The sequence below is a fragment of the Enterococcus florum genome, from assembly GCF_004309355.1.
Lineage (GTDB): Bacteria > Bacillota > Bacilli > Lactobacillales > Enterococcaceae > Enterococcus_A > Enterococcus_A florum.
The window spans coordinates 1-16872 of sequence record NZ_BJCC01000019.1 but is presented as its reverse complement, the minus strand read 5'-3'; the positions used below and the strand labels follow the sequence as shown (position 1 = coordinate 16872).

Here is a 16872-nt window from a genome sequence, read left to right as displayed (position 1 = left end):
TAAGCAACCTTGAATGTATCATACATCAAAGATGGTCAAACTCAAAATCATTTGACTCGGAAGTTTGTTTGTTGAATAATTCTAGATAAGAGAAATACAAACAAGGAGGCTTTCTTAGTGACTCAATCGACTTACGATATTGTGAACCACTTAAAACATATCTCTTCTGATAAGTACAAAACCAACGTCATCAAACTCGGGATCCCTGAAGAGGATGCCCTCGGAGTACCCACCTCTGAATTAAGGAAAATAGCTCGAACCTTGCCAAAGGACAAACTTTTTTTATATGAGCTTTGGAAGACCGGCTATCATGAATGCAAACTGTTAACAGTGTTGTCGTTAAAACCAAAAGAATGTACAGAAAACGAAATTCTTGCTTTAATGGAAGAGATCGATTCATGGGATCTGTGCGATTTATTCTGTAAAACAATTTTGATCAAACGTGATTTTGATTTCTATATACACCTATGGATCCAATCTGAAGAACTATTTAAACGACGAGCAGCCTTCACTTTAATTGCCAGTAAATCGACCCATGCCAAGCTCTCTGATGAAGAAATAGCGGATTATTTGAAATTGATCGAACAACACTCTGATGACGAGCGGTTGCTGGTTAAAAAAGCGGCATCTTGGGCCTTGCGTGAATTAGGGAAAATCAGTTATGACGCTAAAGAGCGCAGCATAGAGACCGCAACGGCTTTATTGCAACAACCTTCTAAAACACAGCAATGGATTGCAAAAGAAGCTTTAAAAGAATTACAGACCTTGGTAAAAGTCGATGGACGTTCCCGTCTGATCTCTAACAAATCAAAAATGGGAAAAGAAGTATCCAATCCTAAGTAAGCGAAAGGAGACAAACTATGCAGGAATTTGTAAACCAATATGAGGATTTACCGAGTGAAATCAAAACTGCTCTAAGCGTAGGCTTTGTCTTTGTAAAGCAACGCCATGACTTCTGGCACTTTCCTGCCCGAGAATGGACGCAGCAGCAGATTATGGACTATTTTCAGCACAGATTCAATAACGAATGTCATTTTGTCGATCACAAAGAGCTGCGACTCAGGCAATTAATTGTAGAAAAGCATCCTGACCTGCTTGTGATCGTCCCCTATTAAAGAAAGGAAGCATCTGCACCATGTCTTTACTTGAGCTTAAACAAGTCTCTTATCAAACGATTCTAAAGGACGTCTCCTTACAAATCGAAAAAAATGCCTTCCTGACTATCTCCGGACCTTCAGGAGGAGGAAAAAGCACTCTTTTGCGTCTGATTGCTTCATTACTAACGCCTACTCAAGGAAAGATTCTCTTTGAAGAACGGGAACAATCCGATTATCCTTATACCACTTATCGTCAGGAGGTCTCTTATTGTTTTCAGCAGCCTGCTCTTTTTGGGGACACGGTTCGAGACAATCTGGCCTTTCCTTATCTTATTCGGGATAAGGATATAAACCAGGCAGAAATGCTTGAGTATTTAAATATGGTTGATCTTCCTAAAAGCGATCTGGATAAGTCCATCACACTGCTTTCTGGGGGCGAACGACAAAGAGTTGCCTTGATTCGCAATGTGTTGTTTTTGCCAAAGGTCCTTCTTTTAGACGAGGTGACAGTTGGATTAGACGAAAGGACAAAAGCCATCATCCATCAGCTGATTCTAACCATTCATCAAAAAGGCTGTACCATTTTACAAGTCACTCATGATGAAGCAGAGATCAAAACAGCTGATGATTTATTGTTGGTTCAAGAAGGGAGGCTGATGAAATGAACCAGTTAGCAGTCAATAACATGTCTCTCGTCTTCTCCTTTTGTTTAGTTCTTATTGCAGTTTTCATTAGTTCTAGGGAAAAATTAGGCCTCTCAAAAGACATTATGTACAGTATCGTGCGAGCTGTGATTCAGTTGGTCATTGTTGGGTATGTGCTGAAGTACATTTTTCAAGTGAATCATGTGTTTCTAACGATTGCTATGAGTCTCTTCATTGTGTTGAACGCTTCTTGGAACGCACATAAACGTAATCCAAGCAACCACAAAAAGTACCTTCATTCGTTAATGGCCATTTTTATCAGCACTTATGTTACATTAGGTGTTTTGGTTCTGTCAGGAGCGATCGAACTGGTCCCCTCACAAATTGTCCCGATCACAGGAATGATCGCCAGTAACTCCATGATAGCGATCGGTTTGTGCTACCGTTCATTGGATACGCAGTTCCACGATCAACGACAGCAGGTTTTAGAAAAATTAGCATTAGGTGCATCCGTCAAAATGGCTTCCCAGCCGATTTTGAGACAAAGTATTAAGACAGCTATGCAGCCGACGATTGATTCAGCCAAAACAGTTGGCTTAGTCAGTTTGCCGGGAATGATGTCTGGGCTGATATTCGCAGGGTTAGATCCAGTGCATGCGATCAAGTATCAGATCATGGTCACCTTTATGCTGCTTTCAGCAACTAGTTTGGGCGCCATCATTGGTGGATACAATGCTTACAAGAATTACTTTAATGAACAGCACCAACTGATCAATTAAAAAAAGTTTCGATCACTTTAAACGGATCGAAACTTTTTTTTATACCAATAATCCATACAAGGTTTGATTCTCACTCAAATCGATATAATTTGGATCAAATTCCTTGAGGTTTTTCAATAAGGCCGGCAAATCTTCCTTACGTTTCAAAAGAATTCCCAGCATTACAGGGCCTGAGCCTCGATTGATTTTTTTTGTATATTCAAACCGGGTAATATCATCATCCGGCCCTAATACCTCCGTTACAAACTCTTTCAAAGCACCCGGACGCTGCGGGAAACTCACAACGAAGTAATGCTTTAGTCCCTCATAAATAAGCGAGCGTTCTTCGATCTCAGCCATTCGATTAATGTCATTGTTCCCCCCGCTGATAATGCAAATCACAGTTTTGCCTTTGATCTCATCCTTCAAAGGCTCCAATGCCGCTACACTCAATGCGCCTGCCGGTTCAGCAACGATTGCCTGCTTGCCGTACATTTCCAAAATGGTCGAACAAACCAACCCTTCATCGACCGTGACTAATTCGTCTACGTATTGATTCGCATGGGAATAAGTGATTTCCCCGACCTTTTTCACAGCAGCTCCATCAACAAATTTATCGATTTCCTTTAACTCGATCGGTCCATCATTTTCAAAAGCCGCTTGCATTGAAGGGGCTCCTGCAGGCTCTACACCAATCACCTTAGTCGTAGGCGATGTATTCTTCACATAAGAAGACACACCGCTGATCAACCCGCCGCCACCAATCGCTGCTAAAATGTAATCAGGCTTAAAGCCTTCTCGCTCAGCATCTGTCATCATTTCCAAGGCCAAAGTTCCTTGCCCAGCAATAATACTAGGATCATTAAAGGGATCGATAAACGTCATCCCCTGCTCTTCGCAGTAGGTACGGGCTGCTTCTGCAGAGGCATCAAAAGTATCTCCAACTAAAAATATCTTCACATGTTCTCCACCAAAAAACTGAACCTGCGAAACCTTTTGCTGTGGTGTAGTACTAGGCATAAAAATAGCTGCCTGGCATTTTAGTTCATTGCACGTGTAAGCCACTCCCTGTGCATGATTTCCGGCACTTGCACAAACGACCCCTTTTTTTAGTTCTGCATCGGACAATTTTTTGATTGCATAATAGGCGCCGCGTAATTTAAACGAGCGGACCTTTTGCAGGTCCTCTCGCTTAAATAGGACATTGGCTTGGTACTTCTCCGACAGGTAACGGTCATATTGGAGCGGGGTATGTGTCACTGCGTTTTTTAACAACTGATAAGCAGTTCGTACATCACTATCTTTGACGATCTCCATCTTCCACACTCCCTATATAATTAGTCCTTACGTGATACGAAAGGCATCATTTTACGCAATTCAGCACCAACTTGCTCGATTTGGTGTCCAGCACTTTCTTTGCGCATTCTCTTGAATTCAGGGAAGCCGTTCTTATTGTCTTCAATGAACCCATTCGCAAAATTACCATTTTGGATATCGGTTAGCACTTCTTTCATTCCTGCTTTCGCCTGTTCTGTAATAACGCGAGGTCCCGAAACATAATCTCCGTATTCTGCTGTATTAGAGATTGAATCACGCATTTTGCCGAATCCACCCTCATAGATCAAATCGATGATCAGTTTCATTTCGTGGCAGACTTCAAAGTAAGCCAATTCAGGTTGATAGCCAGCTTCAACCAATGTTTCAAATCCAGCTTCGATCATGCTTGTTAATCCACCGCATAAAACAGCTTGCTCACCGAATAGATCGGTCTCAGTCTCTTCTTTAAAGGTCGTTTCCAAAACGCCCACTCGAGTCGCACCAATGCCTTTTGCATATGACATTGCAACATCTTGAGCAGTTCCTGTTGCATCTTGATAAACGGCGAATAAAGCAGGTACTGCAAACCCTTCAGTAAACGTACGACGAACCAAATGTCCTGGTCCCTTTGGTGCTACTAAGAATACATCAACATCTTTTGGAGGGTTGATTACATCAAAATGAATGTTGAACCCATGAGCAAAGGCTAACGCGTTGCCTGCTTCTAAGTTAGGTTGGATCTCATTTTCATATAACGCACCTTGAATCTCATCTGGTGCTAAAATCATTACGACTTCAGCCTTTTTCGCAGCTTCGCTGACTGGCATTACTTCAAAGCCGTCTTCACGAGCTGCTTCAGCAGATTTCCCTTCACGTGCACCAATGATGACTTCATGTCCTGTATCACGTAAATTTTGCGCATGAGCATGTCCTTGAGAACCATAACCGATAATCGCAATTGTTTTTCCTTCCAGTACATCTTTCTCTACTGCATCATCATAATAAACTTTAACCATAAATGTATTCTCCTCCATTTTTCAACTATCTATTAAAAGCAAATTTTTGCGTTTAACCTCTGGTAAATCCTGTTACACCTGTCCGAGCCATCTGTTTGATTCCATACGGTTTTAAAACCTCAATACAGGCATTGACCTTATCTGTCGACCCTGCAACTTGAACAACGATTGACTTTAAAGATACATCAACAATGTCTGCACGAAATGGATCAATCATTGCTTGGATTTCAGATCGAACGGGTGCAGGTGCACTGACTTTGATCAGCGCCAATTCACGCTCCAAATGTGGTTCATCTGTAATATCAGATACTTTTACTACTGCGATTTGTTTATTCAGCTGCTTAGTCACTTGTTCAACTTCAGCCAGCGTATCTGCCTGAATGATCATGGTCAATCGTGATATTCCTTCTGTTTCCGTTGTTCCGACCGATATGTTGTCGATATTTACTTGTCGACGGTTCAGGATACTGGTAATACGGCTTAACGTGCCTGATTGGTTGTGAACCATTGCAGTAATCATTCTTCGCATGTTAATCCACCCCCAACATTTGATCATTCGGCTTTCCTGCAGGGATCATCGGCAACACATGTTCACGATTGTCAACCACCACTTCAATCAGTACTGACCCTTTCATTGCAAAAGCAGCTTCTAACTGTTCGTCTAATCGTCGCGGCTCGGTGATTTTCACACTTTGGATGCCATAAGCTTCAGCCATTTTCATAAAGTCTGGTTGAACATCCAACACGGATTGCGAACGACGTTCCCCAAAGAATCTTTCTTGCCATTGTCGAACCATTCCTAAAGAATGGTTGTTCATAAGAATGAATTTGATATCTAAATCATAAATATTTAAAATACCCAATTCCTGATTGGTCATTTGGAATCCGCCATCGCCAACAAACACAACGACTGAACGATTCTTCTTGCCAAACTTCGCTCCAATACCAGCTGGGATCCCGTACCCCATTGTTCCTAATCCGCCACTGGTGATAAGTTGCTTGGGAAAACTAAATGGATAGAATTGCGCAACCCACATTTGATGCTGACCAACGTCTGTTACTACAAACGCATCGCCTTTTGTAAGTTCCCCCACAATTTCAACTACCTTTTGTGGTTTGATTTTTTCATCGCTGTCTTGGTACTGCGAAGGATGCTGCTGACTCCTATCTTGACACAATGCCACCCATTCAGAACAATCAGGCTGATCAACTGTTGTCTCCAGCATTTGCTGCAAAGCGATCTTTGCATCAGCCACGATCGGAATATCTGTTGCAATCAATTTACCAATCTCAACAGGATCGATATCAATGTGTGCAATGACTGCATTTTTGGCAAAGGCTTCCGGATCACAAGCTAAGCGATCATCAAAACGACACCCAATACTGATCAGCAGATCTGCTTCCATCATCGCCATATTTGCTGCGTATGTTCCATGCATGCCGCCCATTCCAAGAAATAATTCGTGATTGTTCGGCACAACTCCAAGTCCTAGCAAACTGGATACAACAGGAACTTGATAGCGTTCAATGAGCTGACAGAGTTCTTTGTGTCCTTCTGCTGCGACCACTCCCCCACCTATTAGGACAACAGGCTTTTTCGCTTTGGAAAGCTGATTCATCAGACGATCGATCTGCAACTTAGAAGGTTTCGTATTTGGCTGATAGCTTTCTAAATGAACCACATTGTCACACTCTGCATAAGCTTCCAAAACAGTCATGTCTTTGGGAAGATCGATCACCACAGGTCCTTTTCTTCCAGTAGTCGCAATGTGGAATGCTTCGTGAATGATTTTTGGCAACTCTTCAATATCTCGAACCTGGTAATTGTTTTTTGTGATTGGCAACGTGATTCCCAGCACGTCCGCTTCCTGAAAAGCATCTTTCCCAATTCCTGGTGTAGTGACCTGTCCAGTAATAACGACTAAAGGTACTGAATCTCCCATGGCGTCTGCAATACCTGTTACCGCATTGGTTGCTCCAGGACCGCTGGTTACGATCACTACTCCAGGTTTTCCCGTCGCTTTAGCATAGCCCTCGGCAGCATGAACTGCTCCTTGTTCATGACGAGTTAAAATATTTGGTATGTTAGTTTCATCATAAAGAGCATCATACAAAGGTAAAACCGAACCCCCTGGATATCCGAAAATGATCTCTACTCCCTGCTTATGAAGGCAATCCAGGAGCAGCTTCGCTCCCGACATTTTCTGTTTTTGCTGTGTCTGAGCTTTCGCTTTTTCCATAACGATTCCCCCTAATCTTCTGGTAATTTCATGATTCCGCCGGTATGGGCAGAAGTAACAAGTGCAGAATAACGAGCCAACCATCCTGTTTTAACTTTAGGTTCAAATTTTACAAGTCGATCGTTGCGTTTTTTCATTTCCTCTTCTGTGATCTCCGCATTTAATGTCCGGTTAATGAGATCGATGATGATCGTATCACCATCTTCTACCAACGCTAAGGGACCACCAGCAGCTGCCTCAGGTGAAATATGCCCAACCGCGATTCCTCTTGTGGCACCTGAAAAGCGCCCATCCGTAATCAAGGCGACATCTTTTCCAAGTCCTCGGCCCACGATGCTCGACGTCGGAGCCAGCATTTCCGGCATGCCAGGTCCACCTTTTGGACCCTCATACCGAATAACGACCACATGTCCTTTTCCGACCGTATGATTGTCAATCGCTTCAACCGCTTCATCGTGTGAACCGAAACAAATCGCTTTTCCTTTGAATACTTTGATACTTGGATCTACCCCTCCAACTTTGATCACACTGCCTTCTGGAGCAATATTTCCATATAATATCGATAGTCCACCAACAGCACTGTAGGGATTCTCTTTTGGATGAATCACCTCTTGGTTTTTGATTTTCCATTCCTTAACACTCTCTCTTAACGTCTGTCCAGTAACAGTGATCCGATCCGGATGAATCGCTCCTTCAATCGAAACAAGTTCATTTATGATTGCCGGAACTCCGCCTGCCTCATGCACATCATGCATTGAATAAGCAGAGGACGGTGCGATTTTAGAAAGATAAGGCACTCGTTTAGCTATTTCGTTGATGTCCTCTTGGTCGTACTGGATTTCTGCTTCATTCGCAATAGCCAACGTATGCAAAACGGTATTGGTCGAACCTCCCATTGCCATATCTAAGGCAAAAGCATCATCGATTGCTTCCTTGGTGACGATGTCTCTTGGTTTAATTTGTTTGTCTACCAGATCCATCAATTGCAGCGCAGATTGCCGCACTAGCTCGCGGCGTTCGTCAGATACAGCCAAAATCGTCCCGTTGCCTGGCAAAGCCAAGCCCAGCATTTCCAATAAGCAGTTCATTGAATTCGCTGTGAACATTCCGGCACAAGATCCACAGGTAGGGCAAGCATTTTGTTCCATGAAGGTGAAATCAGCTTCGGACATTTGACCTTCTTTAAAGGCGCCTACAGCTTCAAACATGGAAGATAACGTTGTTTGATGTCCCTTAGGATCAATCCCGGCTTTCATAGGACCGCCTGAACAAAAAATAGAAGGAACATTGGTTCGAACAGCCGACATAATCATGCCGGGTGTGATTTTGTCACAGTTTGGGATGTAGAATACTCCGTCAAACCAATGAGCATTGATGACCGTTTCAGCCGCATCAGCAATCAACTCTCGACTAGGCAGTGAATAACGCATTCCGATATGTCCCATCGCGATCCCATCATCTACACCGATCGTGTTGAATTCGAACGGGATTCCGCCAGCTTCACGAATCGCTTCTTTCGCGACATCAGCCAGTTCTCTTAAATGAACATGTCCTGGAACAATGTCGATGTAAGAATTACAAATGGCGATAAACGGTTTGTTCATATCCTCAATATTTTTTACTTGTCCTGTTGCATAGAGTAAACTTCTGGCGGGTGCTGCATCGATCCCTTTTTTAATTTGATCACTTCTCATACGTTTCATCTCCCGTTCCATTTAAAAAAGCATCCCAACGATACATTGGGATGCTTTTGCAAGAATCCCATTCCTTAACGCAAATAGGACTCAAACATTCGGATAAACATTCCTCCGGTGTTCTAAGTCCTGTACTCAATAATTAATAAGACGATTTGATTCATCTGATCGTACTTGCGCATAAAAAACGGCTCCTAACATTAGCAAATGTCTAATTGTTTTTTCATTAATTTCATTAACTATACCGCTAATAAAATTAAAAGTCAATGAGTTTTCAGAATATTTTTATAATCTGGTGAAATTGGATAAACTGTTTCATTCATTTAAACAGCCAGAGCCATTTTCACCAGAAATTGCTAATGAAAAGAGAGGTTTAACTAGTATGATTTCTTACGTAGCAGCAAATTGACTATTGTATAGATTGGCATAGAAATCATCCTTCTTCATCAAACTAGTATGATCTCCCTGTTCAATGATCGAGCCATCCTTCATGACGAGAATCAAGTCCGCATTTTTTATCGTCGATAGCCGATGGGCGATAATAAAGCTAGTTCGTTCACTCGTTAAGTGATCCATTGCCTGTTGGATCATTTCTTCCGTTCGCGTGTCCACACTTGAGGTAGCCTCATCCAAAATCAAAATCTGAGGATCTGCCAAGATTGCTCGAGCAATCGTCAACAATTGCTGCTGTCCCTGTGAAAGTTGTCCATCTTCAGAGGAAACAATGGTATCGTACCCGTTTGGGAGTGTTCGAATGAAATGATGACATTGAGCGGCCTTGGCTGCTTGAATGATTTCCTGGCGTGTCGCCTCTGGTTTTCCATACGCAATATTCTCAGCAACACTTCCTTCAAACATCCAGGTATCTTGCAGCACCATTCCAAACTTCCGGCGAATATCCGCACGAGAGAAATGGGTAATTTTTTTTCCATCCAATTCAATTTGGCCGCTGTTTATATCATAAAAACGCATAAGGAGGTTGATCATTGTCGTTTTACCGGCCCCAGTCGGACCAACGATCGCTACCGTTTGCTTTGGCTTAACGTTGAACGTAACATCCTCCATTAATAATTTTTCAGGATTGTACCCAAACGCAACGTGCTTAAAGGCTACTTCCCCTTTCAACCGTTCTGGAATGTTTACTGTTAGAGCAGGTTCAACCTCTTCATCCATATCTAGAATCTCGAAAATTCGCTCTAAAGCCGCAAACGCGCTTTGCAAACTGTTGATCACGTAGGAAACCTGAGTGATAGGTTCAGACACTTGATTAACATATTGTAAATAAGCCTGAACTAGACCAATCGACATTTGACCATTCACTACCATTATCCCGCCTATCACCGCACTGGTGACAAACCCTAGCTGATTGATCAACCGAATGAGTGGATTGATCGCAAAACTGACGAACTGAGCTTTTTTAAAAGCTTGAAATTGTGCCTCGTTCAACGCATTTAACTCACCGATCGTTTTTTCCTGTCGATTGTAGGCTTTGATTACTAAATTTCCAGAGTAGCTTTCTTCTGCTTTGGCTCCAACAGCGCCTAATGCTGCTTGATTCTCAGAAAAATAATCTTGATTCTTCTGTGCTAGATAGTTTGTTAAAAAAAGACTAATCAGCAAAATGGCCAAAATTCCGATTGTCAAGAAAGGACTCAAATAAACCATTACTCCTATCCCGACAACGATCGAAAGTAGGGCCGAGATCAGCTGCATCAACCCGACTTGCAGTACTTCAGAAACCTTATCTAAATCTAAAGTCGCTCGGGTCAAAATATCGCCGGTTTTATATTGGTCAAAGAACTGCATTGGCAAGTGATTCATTTTTTCTGACAATGTTCTTCTTAAACGCAAGGTTAGTGTTTCTGCCACACTTGCCATAGTATACTCTTGAAGTAGGGAAAAAAGCGACACCCCTCCCCAAGCAACTAACAGAAGTAATACAGGCTGACCCAAAACTGAGAGCAATGCGTGGATAGAAAGCTGTTGATTTTGCAAAAGTCGTATGATCCCATCGAGTCCCCATCCTAAAATCAAAGGTGTTGCAGCCATTAGAGCTGAAAAACACACAGCTGAGAATACAATGATGATAAAGCGCTTTTTTTGTTCAAGTAGTAATTGAAAAAGACGGAAGCCCGTTTGTTTAAAATCTTTTGGCTTCTCTGTCATTATTTGCTCTTCAGCTTGCTTCGTGCTCATGTTTCTTCTCCTCCATTCCTTGTGATTTAGCGAATTCCTGGTATACATTACAAGAAGCCATTAATTCATCATGGTTCCCTTTGCCAATTATTTTTCCCTCTTCTAGAACGATGATTTGATCTGCATCCTTTATTGTAGAGAGTCGTTGGGCTACAATGACGATCGCTGCATCTGTCAAGTAATTTTTTAAGGCCTGCCGCAGCTTGGCATCTGTTTGATAATCCAATGCAGAGAAACTGTCGTCGAAAAAATAAAGATCTGCAGGTTTGATTAGTGCTCGTGCAATACTTAATCGCTGTTTTTGTCCACCAGAAAAATTGTTGCCTTTTTGAGCAACCGGTGCTTGGTATTTCTTTTCCAAACCATTGATAAATTCTGCAGCCTGAGCAATGCTGGCAATTTTTTCCATCTCTTCTTTTGTTGCCTCAGGATTCCCGAAAAGGAAATTATCCTCGATTGTTCCGCTGAAAAGAAATGCTTTCTGAGGGACATAGCTGATCCTTCTTCTTAAAGCATCTTGCGTGACTTCTTTGATCGATTTTCCTAGAAATCGAATCTCCCCCTTGGATGCATCCTCAAACCGCATCAAAGCCTTAGCAATCGTGCTTTTTCCTGAGCCAGTTCCACCGACAATGGCTGTTACCCCTCTTGGAATTTCGAAAGTAATATCCGATAGGACAGATTCTTCTGCACCGTTGTAAGAAAATTCAACATGATCAAAAACAGCGATTGGTTCTCCTTTAGCAGATTGAAATTGAACCTGTTCTCCATCCGAAATAGTCTCCTCTGTTTCAATAACTTCATTGATCCGTTCTAGGGAAGCCAAACCTTTAGGAATCATGACGATCACCATGGCAGCCATCGTCAAGAACCATAAACTCAAAATAGTGTATTCACTGATAGCCGTCAAACTCCCGATCGGAACGGCCCCTTGAAGTACGAGCGATCCCCCATAAGCCAGTACAAATGTCATACTGATTCCCATGACAAGATTTACAGTTGGATTTAACACAGCGAATAGTTTATTTACATGGATCATCACGTGAGAGTAATCAACAAAAGTCTCATCTGTACGTGTCTTTTCAAACGATGCTTTGTCAAAAGCCCGGATAACGCGTACCCCCGTATAAAACTCACGCAGTACCTTCATCATCAAGTCCATTCTTTGCTGCATTTTTTCTGCTAGAGGAATACTCTTCTTAATAACGAATAAAGAAACCAAAGAAAACAAAAGGATCGATAAAATAGGGATCCAGATGAATCGCCATGAAATCATACCCGTTAAAATGATGGACGCTAAACAAATCAACGGCGCCGGAATGATCATTTGGAAAACCATCATCAGAATTTGCTGAATATTTGTGATATCACTAGTTGTACGTGCCAGCAATGTCGGTGTTCCAAATTCTTCCATTTCAGTTAACGACAGGCTCTGAGTTTTTTTCACTAATTGCTCTCTCAAAAAAAAGCCGAAACGGCCGGCTAGAATAGCAGAATAATAACTTGATGCTATGGCTACAATCCCCGTCAGAATAGCAATGAGCAACATATACCCTCCATTCCTCCAAATAGCCTCCAGGTTTTGAGTAATAATTCCGTCATCAATAATCTCTGCAACAAAATAAGGGATCATAAGTGTTCCAATAGCTTGCAACAACATCAAAATGAAGGTGCCAAAGAACATTTTTTTATAATTGATAAAAAAACCTTTCACTAATTTCATCTTCTTTTCCTCCTTCTCAGATGTTAGAATAGACTGTAACGCAACGTCACAGTCAAGCGAAAGGAGCAACTTTTATCAAGAAATTCTTATCTATCAGCGAAATGGCAAAATATGCCGGCATTAGTCGCCGCACATTGATTTATTATGATCAAATCGATCTTTTTAAACCAGCGAAAATCGGTGAGAATCACTACCGTTATTATGGAATCGATCAATACTTTGAATTAGATGTCATTTTATTATTGAAAAACATTGGGATGCCTCTAGAAGAGATTCAGAAATTTTTGAAAAATCGGAACGTGGATTATGCTCTAACAGAGTTTCAAGCACAACGAGCAAAGGTGGATCAGCAAATTGATCAATTAAAAGAAATTCGCGCCTCATTGAATAGTTTTATTGACCGATATGAGCGATTGAAGGACTTCGATCTTGAATCAATTACGTATGCGTTCAGAGAAGAGGAATCATTTGTCGTCTCAGAAATCATTGATACAATTGACGATATAGATTCCGTACAAGTTTATGGAAGATTTTACTCATCCGTGGAGAGCAGGGATCTGTTCAGCGGGTATCCTATCGGTTTTTTAGTCGAAGGTGCAGCATTTAATGAAGAAAACTTTCATGCCGCTCCCTATCGAGCATTGGTAAAAATACCCGACGATCGTTTGGCTCACTATCGCTCAAGTAAAATCGTCACCCGTCCAGCTGGATTTTATGTTTCCGGATTTATCAAAGATGAGATTCACCATATCAATATCTTCAACAATCGTTTTAAAAAATACCTAAAAGAACACAATCTGGTCATCGATGGAGATATCTGGGAACTGCTTTGGCAGGACGAAGCAACTTCCGAACAACCTGAAGATCAAATATTTGAAGTGTTGATTCAAGTCAAACAGATTGTGTAAATCTGAAAAGATACTAAAAACCATCAAACTTAGCCTATTTTCACAAAATATTCGCTTTCTTAGAACCACCTTTAGAATTCTCATCTTTCAAAGGTATACGCATTTTGAGATACTTTTGCTTCAAGAAGTTGATAGGCTCCGACAAAAAATACGTTTAGCAGGTACCAAGGTATGATATGCAGCGCATTATCCCTATGCAAAAGGAGAGGGGTTACTAAGTGGCTTCTTCGAGAACCCTGATCGTTGGAAATTGGGGAATCCAACAGCTTGTGCTTTTAATTGAATTAAGTAGAGTAGCCTGTCGGACTTTTGACAGGCTGCTGTTTTTGGAAAAAAATTTGCTAGATAACGCATATTTGATTTGAATGACTTAAGCTAGCTACTATTTCTAATACTGGGATATACATTTCGTAATTAATCACCACATAGTACACACTCGTAATTATTTTCTAGCTATTTCTCTCAAAGGTTAGCCAATCAATAATTTTCTCAGCTGTCTGGCGGCAATTTAAATTCGTAAAAGTTTTTTGATATTCTTTCTTTTGATAGCTGTATTTAGGATCATAATAAGATGTAAGCAGCTTTTCAATGACGGCATTCGTCTGGTTCGCACCTAGCTGCTTTTGAAATTCTTGTACACGTTCTGGATTGATTACGTGCTTCAAGCCTTCGATAGTTTTCGTTAATTCTATCAAGTCGTTATCTTGAATATAATCTTTGTGAATTTGGTTGACTCGATATTCTAAGGAAGCATCAATAAAGATTTTTGTATCCTTTTGAATGGCAGAAAAAAGCTTTTTTGGAAGGATAACATTCCCCACTCTTTTACTCTCTCCTTCAGTGAAGATGATGTCTCCAGTTTGCCAGTCTCTGCTGATATCAAAAAGCAAAGCTTCAAACATCTTTTGTGAATGAGGTTGTGAAAGGCCAATGCCACCAAGTAAAGATCCTCGATGATTTGCACAAGCTTCAATATCAAGAACCTTTTGTCCCTGATCAGCCAACTCTTTAAGAATTTCCGTTTTACCACTGCCGGAAAGTCCATAAAGCGTAACAAAATGAACCTTTGATAACTGCTCATCTAAATGTTCAACAACATAGCGTCGATACCCTTTAAACCCACTTTCCATTCTGCTAACCGGCATGCCGATTGCTTTTAACAAGGAAAAAATCGTGTTCGAACGCATTCCACCTCGACTGCAAAAAAGAACTAACTCATCATATTCTTGACATAGCTTTTGATATTGATCGTACATGGCAGGAAGCCTTGCTGAAGTCCATTCAATTGCAAATCGTTTGGCCTCATTGAATTTTCTTTCCGCATAAAGAATTCCCACAGTTTCGCGGGCTTGATTATCTAAAATAGGAATATTATGTGCTCCTGGTATCGTAGAATGCTGATATTCTCCTGGACTGCGAACATCGACAAAGCCGATATGTCTATCCCTCTTAATCTTTAATATCTCTTCATAGGTAATAGTTGGTTTCATTGGATAATCACTTTCTAATTCAAAATGTTGTACTAATTATTTTACCACAACCAAAATGACAATCTTATTCGAAATTATCCAGTCGTTTAATAATTGTTTTAGCAATGTCATTCTGGAGTAGAGATAAACGTCCATCTTCCTGCTTTCTGTAGGAATTATTTTTCCGCTGAAATTAATTTCCAAATCTTTGTGATTTGCTAGATTGCCAAATTGGTGTCTGGTATAAAATTTCTCTTCTCTATCCTCATATCTTACTATTTTTTTTGCTAATTCATTTTTGCTACATAAAGTAAAATATCATGCTTTTGGTATACACGATTCAAAAAAAATGGTATAGCTAAACGAACCTTTCGGAAACGTTGCTATACCATTCAATACCGGCGGCCGGGGTCGAACCGGCACGCCCTCGCGGGCACTGGATTTTGAGTCCAGCGCGTCTGCCAATTCCGCCACGCCGGCATGTTTTAATATTTAGTACTAAGGCGGTAACCGGATTTGAACCGGTGATGAAGGTTTTGCAGACCTCTGCCTTACCACTTGGCTATACCGCCATTATACTATTGTTTTTCCATTAGAACAAGACTTTCAGAAACCTTTCTGAATATATTATTCCAATAAGAACTGGGGTAGCTGGATTCGAACCAACGCATGACGGAGTCAAAGTCCGTTGCCTTACCGCTTGGCTATACCCCAATATTAGTTACAAAGGGCGACCGATGGGAATCGAACCCACGAATGCCGGAGCCACAATCCGGTGCGTTAACCACTTCGCCACGGTCGCCATAATTAAAAACAGGGGCAGCAGGAATTGAACCCACACTAACGGTTTTGGAGACCGCTGTTCTACCTTTAAACTATGCCCCTATGAAATATATGGAGGAGAGTGGATTCGAACCACTGAACCCTAAGGAACGGATTTACAGTCCGTCGCGTTTAGCCACTTCGCTACTCCTCCATGGTGGCGCGGGACAGAATCGAACTGCCGACACACGGAGCTTCAATCCGTTGCTCTACCAACTGAGCTACCGCGCCATATTATAATAGTTTAAAGTTTTAATCAAATGGCGGTCCCGACGGGATTTGAACCCGCGATCTCCTGCGTGACAGGCAGGCATGTTAACCCCTACACCACGGAACCAAATGGAGGTTAACGGGATCGAACCGCTGACCCTCTGCTTGTAAGGCAGATGCTCTCCCAGCTGAGCTAAACCTCCATATTTAATTAAATGACCCGTACGGGAATCGAACCCGTGTTACCGCCGTGAAAGGGCGGTGTCTTAACCGCTTGACCAACGGGCCAGATATGAAAACGAAACGGAGAGTAAGGGATTCGAACCCTTGAGACAGGATTACCCGCCTACATGATTTCCAATCATGCTCCTTCGGCCGCTCGGACAACTCTCCAAGTCTGGAGCATAAAAGCCCAACACTCTACTATTTTTCTCTCTTGAGAAACTCCGGCAGTAGGACTCGAACCTACGACATCATGATTAACAGTCATGCGCTACTACCAACTGAGCTATGCCGGAATGATCTGCGTGGCGACGTCCTACTCTCACAAAGGGAAACCCTTCACTACAATCGGCGCTAAGAAGCTTAACTTCTGTGTTCGGCATGGGAACAGGTGTATCCTTCCTGCTATCGCCACCACACTTTATTATTCTTGAGTAAACTTCGTTCACTCAAAACTGGATCAAAAAATCAAATCTCACCAAGAATCTTTCTTTTGGTTAAGTCCTCGATCGATTAGTATCAGTCCGCTCCATACATCACTGCACTTCCACTTCTG

13 protein-coding genes, 12 tRNA genes and 1 rRNA gene are annotated in these 16872 nt (G+C 41.7%); 5 read left to right on the top strand and 21 right to left on the bottom strand.

All coding sequences use genetic code 11. The annotated features are described in order from the left end of the window. Window positions 1-117 precede the first annotated feature (117 nt). The 4 genes from NRIC_RS11735 to NRIC_RS11720 are packed head-to-tail and all read left to right on the top strand — an operon-like array spanning window position 118 to window position 2520. Window positions 118-843 carry a DNA alkylation repair protein gene (locus tag NRIC_RS11735; RefSeq protein WP_146622892.1) on the top strand — a complete coding sequence of 242 codons (726 nt, stop codon included), beginning with the start codon at window positions 118-120 and terminating at the stop codon, window positions 841-843. A 17-nt stretch (window positions 844-860) separates the two neighbouring features. Then, window positions 861-1115, top strand: coding sequence for a hypothetical protein (locus NRIC_RS11730; protein WP_146622891.1), 255 nt, complete (start codon window positions 861-863; stop codon window positions 1113-1115). Between the two features lie 20 nt (window positions 1116-1135). After that, window positions 1136-1762 (top strand): ABC transporter ATP-binding protein, encoded by a 627-nt coding sequence (locus NRIC_RS11725; protein WP_146622890.1) that lies wholly within the window; start codon window positions 1136-1138, stop codon window positions 1760-1762. Next, on the top strand, window positions 1759-2520 hold the full coding sequence (locus NRIC_RS11720) for an ABC transporter permease (protein ID WP_146622889.1): 762 nt from the start codon (window positions 1759-1761) through the stop codon (window positions 2518-2520). Before NRIC_RS11725 ends, NRIC_RS11720 begins: the two co-directional genes overlap by 4 nt. A 39-nt stretch (window positions 2521-2559) precedes the next feature. On the opposite strand, the gene ilvA is transcribed toward NRIC_RS11720, so the two are convergent. The 7 genes from ilvA to NRIC_RS11685 form a co-directional block, all read right to left on the bottom strand. Next, window positions 2560-3816, bottom strand: a complete 1257-nt coding sequence (gene ilvA, locus NRIC_RS11715) for a threonine ammonia-lyase IlvA (RefSeq protein WP_146622888.1) — start codon at window positions 3814-3816, stop codon at window positions 2560-2562. Window positions 3817-3836: 20 nt separating this feature from the next. Next, a complete protein-coding gene (gene ilvC, locus NRIC_RS11710) occupies window positions 3837-4832 on the bottom strand; it encodes a ketol-acid reductoisomerase (protein ID WP_146622887.1) in 996 nt (331 codons plus the stop codon). 52 nt (window positions 4833-4884) lie between these two features. After that, entirely contained in the window at window positions 4885-5361 is a 477-nt protein-coding gene (gene ilvN, locus NRIC_RS11705; RefSeq protein WP_146622886.1) for an acetolactate synthase small subunit, read from the bottom strand. Between the two features lies 1 nt (window position 5362). Further along, window positions 5363-7072 (bottom strand): biosynthetic-type acetolactate synthase large subunit, encoded by a 1710-nt coding sequence (ilvB, locus tag NRIC_RS11700; RefSeq protein ID WP_146622885.1) that lies wholly within the window; start codon window positions 7070-7072, stop codon window positions 5363-5365. A gap of 11 nt (window positions 7073-7083) precedes the next feature. Next, the gene (gene ilvD, locus NRIC_RS11695) at window positions 7084-8766 is read right to left on the bottom strand and encodes a dihydroxy-acid dehydratase (protein WP_146622884.1); all 1683 of its coding nucleotides are present in this window, start codon (window positions 8764-8766) and stop codon (window positions 7084-7086) included. Between the two features lie 390 nt (window positions 8767-9156). Beyond that, window positions 9157-10962 carry an ABC transporter ATP-binding protein gene (locus NRIC_RS11690; protein ID WP_146622883.1) on the bottom strand — a complete coding sequence of 602 codons (1806 nt, stop codon included), beginning with the start codon at window positions 10960-10962 and terminating at the stop codon, window positions 9157-9159. Further along, window positions 10943-12685: an ABC transporter ATP-binding protein gene (locus NRIC_RS11685; protein WP_146622882.1), complete on the bottom strand. Its 1743-nt coding sequence runs from the start codon at window positions 12683-12685 to the stop codon at window positions 10943-10945. Before NRIC_RS11685 ends, NRIC_RS11690 begins: the two co-directional genes overlap by 20 nt. Window positions 12686-12759: 74 nt before the next feature. On the opposite strand from NRIC_RS11685, the gene NRIC_RS11680 reads away from it, so the two are divergent. After that, entirely contained in the window at window positions 12760-13593 is an 834-nt protein-coding gene (locus NRIC_RS11680; protein ID WP_146622881.1) for a MerR family transcriptional regulator, read from the top strand. Window positions 13594-14042: 449 nt separating this feature from the next. Here NRIC_RS11680 and mnmH read toward each other — a convergent pair whose 3' ends face one another. From mnmH to rrf, 14 genes are all read right to left on the bottom strand, one after another. Then, window positions 14043-15083: a tRNA 2-selenouridine(34) synthase MnmH gene (mnmH, locus tag NRIC_RS11675; RefSeq protein ID WP_146622880.1), complete on the bottom strand. Its 1041-nt coding sequence runs from the start codon at window positions 15081-15083 to the stop codon at window positions 14043-14045. A gap of 375 nt (window positions 15084-15458) precedes the next feature. Next, window positions 15459-15542 (bottom strand) — tRNA-Leu (locus tag NRIC_RS11670). Between the two features lie 21 nt (window positions 15543-15563). Then, window positions 15564-15634 (bottom strand) — tRNA-Cys (locus tag NRIC_RS11665). A gap of 70 nt (window positions 15635-15704) precedes the next feature. Further along, window positions 15705-15776: transfer RNA gene (locus NRIC_RS11660), tRNA-Gln, on the bottom strand. 15 nt (window positions 15777-15791) lie between these two features. Further along, window positions 15792-15864 (bottom strand) — tRNA-His (locus NRIC_RS11655). Window positions 15865-15876: 12 nt separating this feature from the next. After that, window positions 15877-15947 (bottom strand) — tRNA-Trp (locus NRIC_RS11650). 10 nt (window positions 15948-15957) lie between these two features. After that, window positions 15958-16038 (bottom strand) — tRNA-Tyr (locus NRIC_RS11645). A gap of 1 nt (window position 16039) precedes the next feature. After that, a tRNA-Phe gene (locus NRIC_RS11640) sits at window positions 16040-16115 on the bottom strand. A 30-nt stretch (window positions 16116-16145) separates the two neighbouring features. Further along, window positions 16146-16221 (bottom strand) — tRNA-Asp (locus tag NRIC_RS11635). Window positions 16222-16224: 3 nt separating this feature from the next. After that, window positions 16225-16297 (bottom strand) — tRNA-Val (locus tag NRIC_RS11630). Between the two features lie 13 nt (window positions 16298-16310). Then, window positions 16311-16382: transfer RNA gene (locus NRIC_RS11625), tRNA-Glu, on the bottom strand. A 16-nt stretch (window positions 16383-16398) separates the two neighbouring features. Then, window positions 16399-16487, bottom strand: a tRNA-Ser gene (locus tag NRIC_RS11620). 51 nt (window positions 16488-16538) lie between these two features. After that, window positions 16539-16612, bottom strand: a tRNA-Asn gene (locus NRIC_RS11615). A 7-nt stretch (window positions 16613-16619) separates the two neighbouring features. Further along, window positions 16620-16735: ribosomal RNA gene (rrf, locus tag NRIC_RS11610) — 5S ribosomal RNA — on the bottom strand. Window positions 16736-16872: the final 137 nt, after the last annotated feature.

Excerpts from the sequence above, each read along its gene's own strand:
- ilvB (WP_146622885.1), bottom strand. The coding sequence starts at position 7,072 with ATGGAAAAAGCGAAAGCTCAGACACAGCAAAAACAGAAAATGTCGGGA.
- ilvA (WP_146622888.1), bottom strand. The coding sequence starts at position 3,816 with ATGGAGATCGTCAAAGATAGTGATGTACGAACTGCTTATCAGTTGTTA.
- mnmH (WP_146622880.1), bottom strand. The coding sequence starts at position 15,083 with ATGAAACCAACTATTACCTATGAAGAGATATTAAAGATTAAGAGGGAT.
- NRIC_RS11685 (WP_146622882.1), bottom strand. The coding sequence starts at position 12,685 with ATGAAATTAGTGAAAGGTTTTTTTATCAATTATAAAAAAATGTTCTTT.
- NRIC_RS11725 (WP_146622890.1), top strand. The coding sequence starts at position 1,136 with ATGTCTTTACTTGAGCTTAAACAAGTCTCTTATCAAACGATTCTAAAG.
- NRIC_RS11690 (WP_146622883.1), bottom strand. The coding sequence starts at position 10,962 with ATGAGCACGAAGCAAGCTGAAGAGCAAATAATGACAGAGAAGCCAAAA.
- ilvD (WP_146622884.1), bottom strand. The coding sequence starts at position 8,766 with ATGAGAAGTGATCAAATTAAAAAAGGGATCGATGCAGCACCCGCCAGA.
- ilvC (WP_146622887.1), bottom strand. The coding sequence starts at position 4,832 with ATGGTTAAAGTTTATTATGATGATGCAGTAGAGAAAGATGTACTGGAA.
- NRIC_RS11730 (WP_146622891.1), top strand. The coding sequence starts at position 861 with ATGCAGGAATTTGTAAACCAATATGAGGATTTACCGAGTGAAATCAAA.
- NRIC_RS11720 (WP_146622889.1), top strand. The coding sequence starts at position 1,759 with ATGAACCAGTTAGCAGTCAATAACATGTCTCTCGTCTTCTCCTTTTGT.
- ilvN (WP_146622886.1), bottom strand. The coding sequence starts at position 5,361 with ATGCGAAGAATGATTACTGCAATGGTTCACAACCAATCAGGCACGTTA.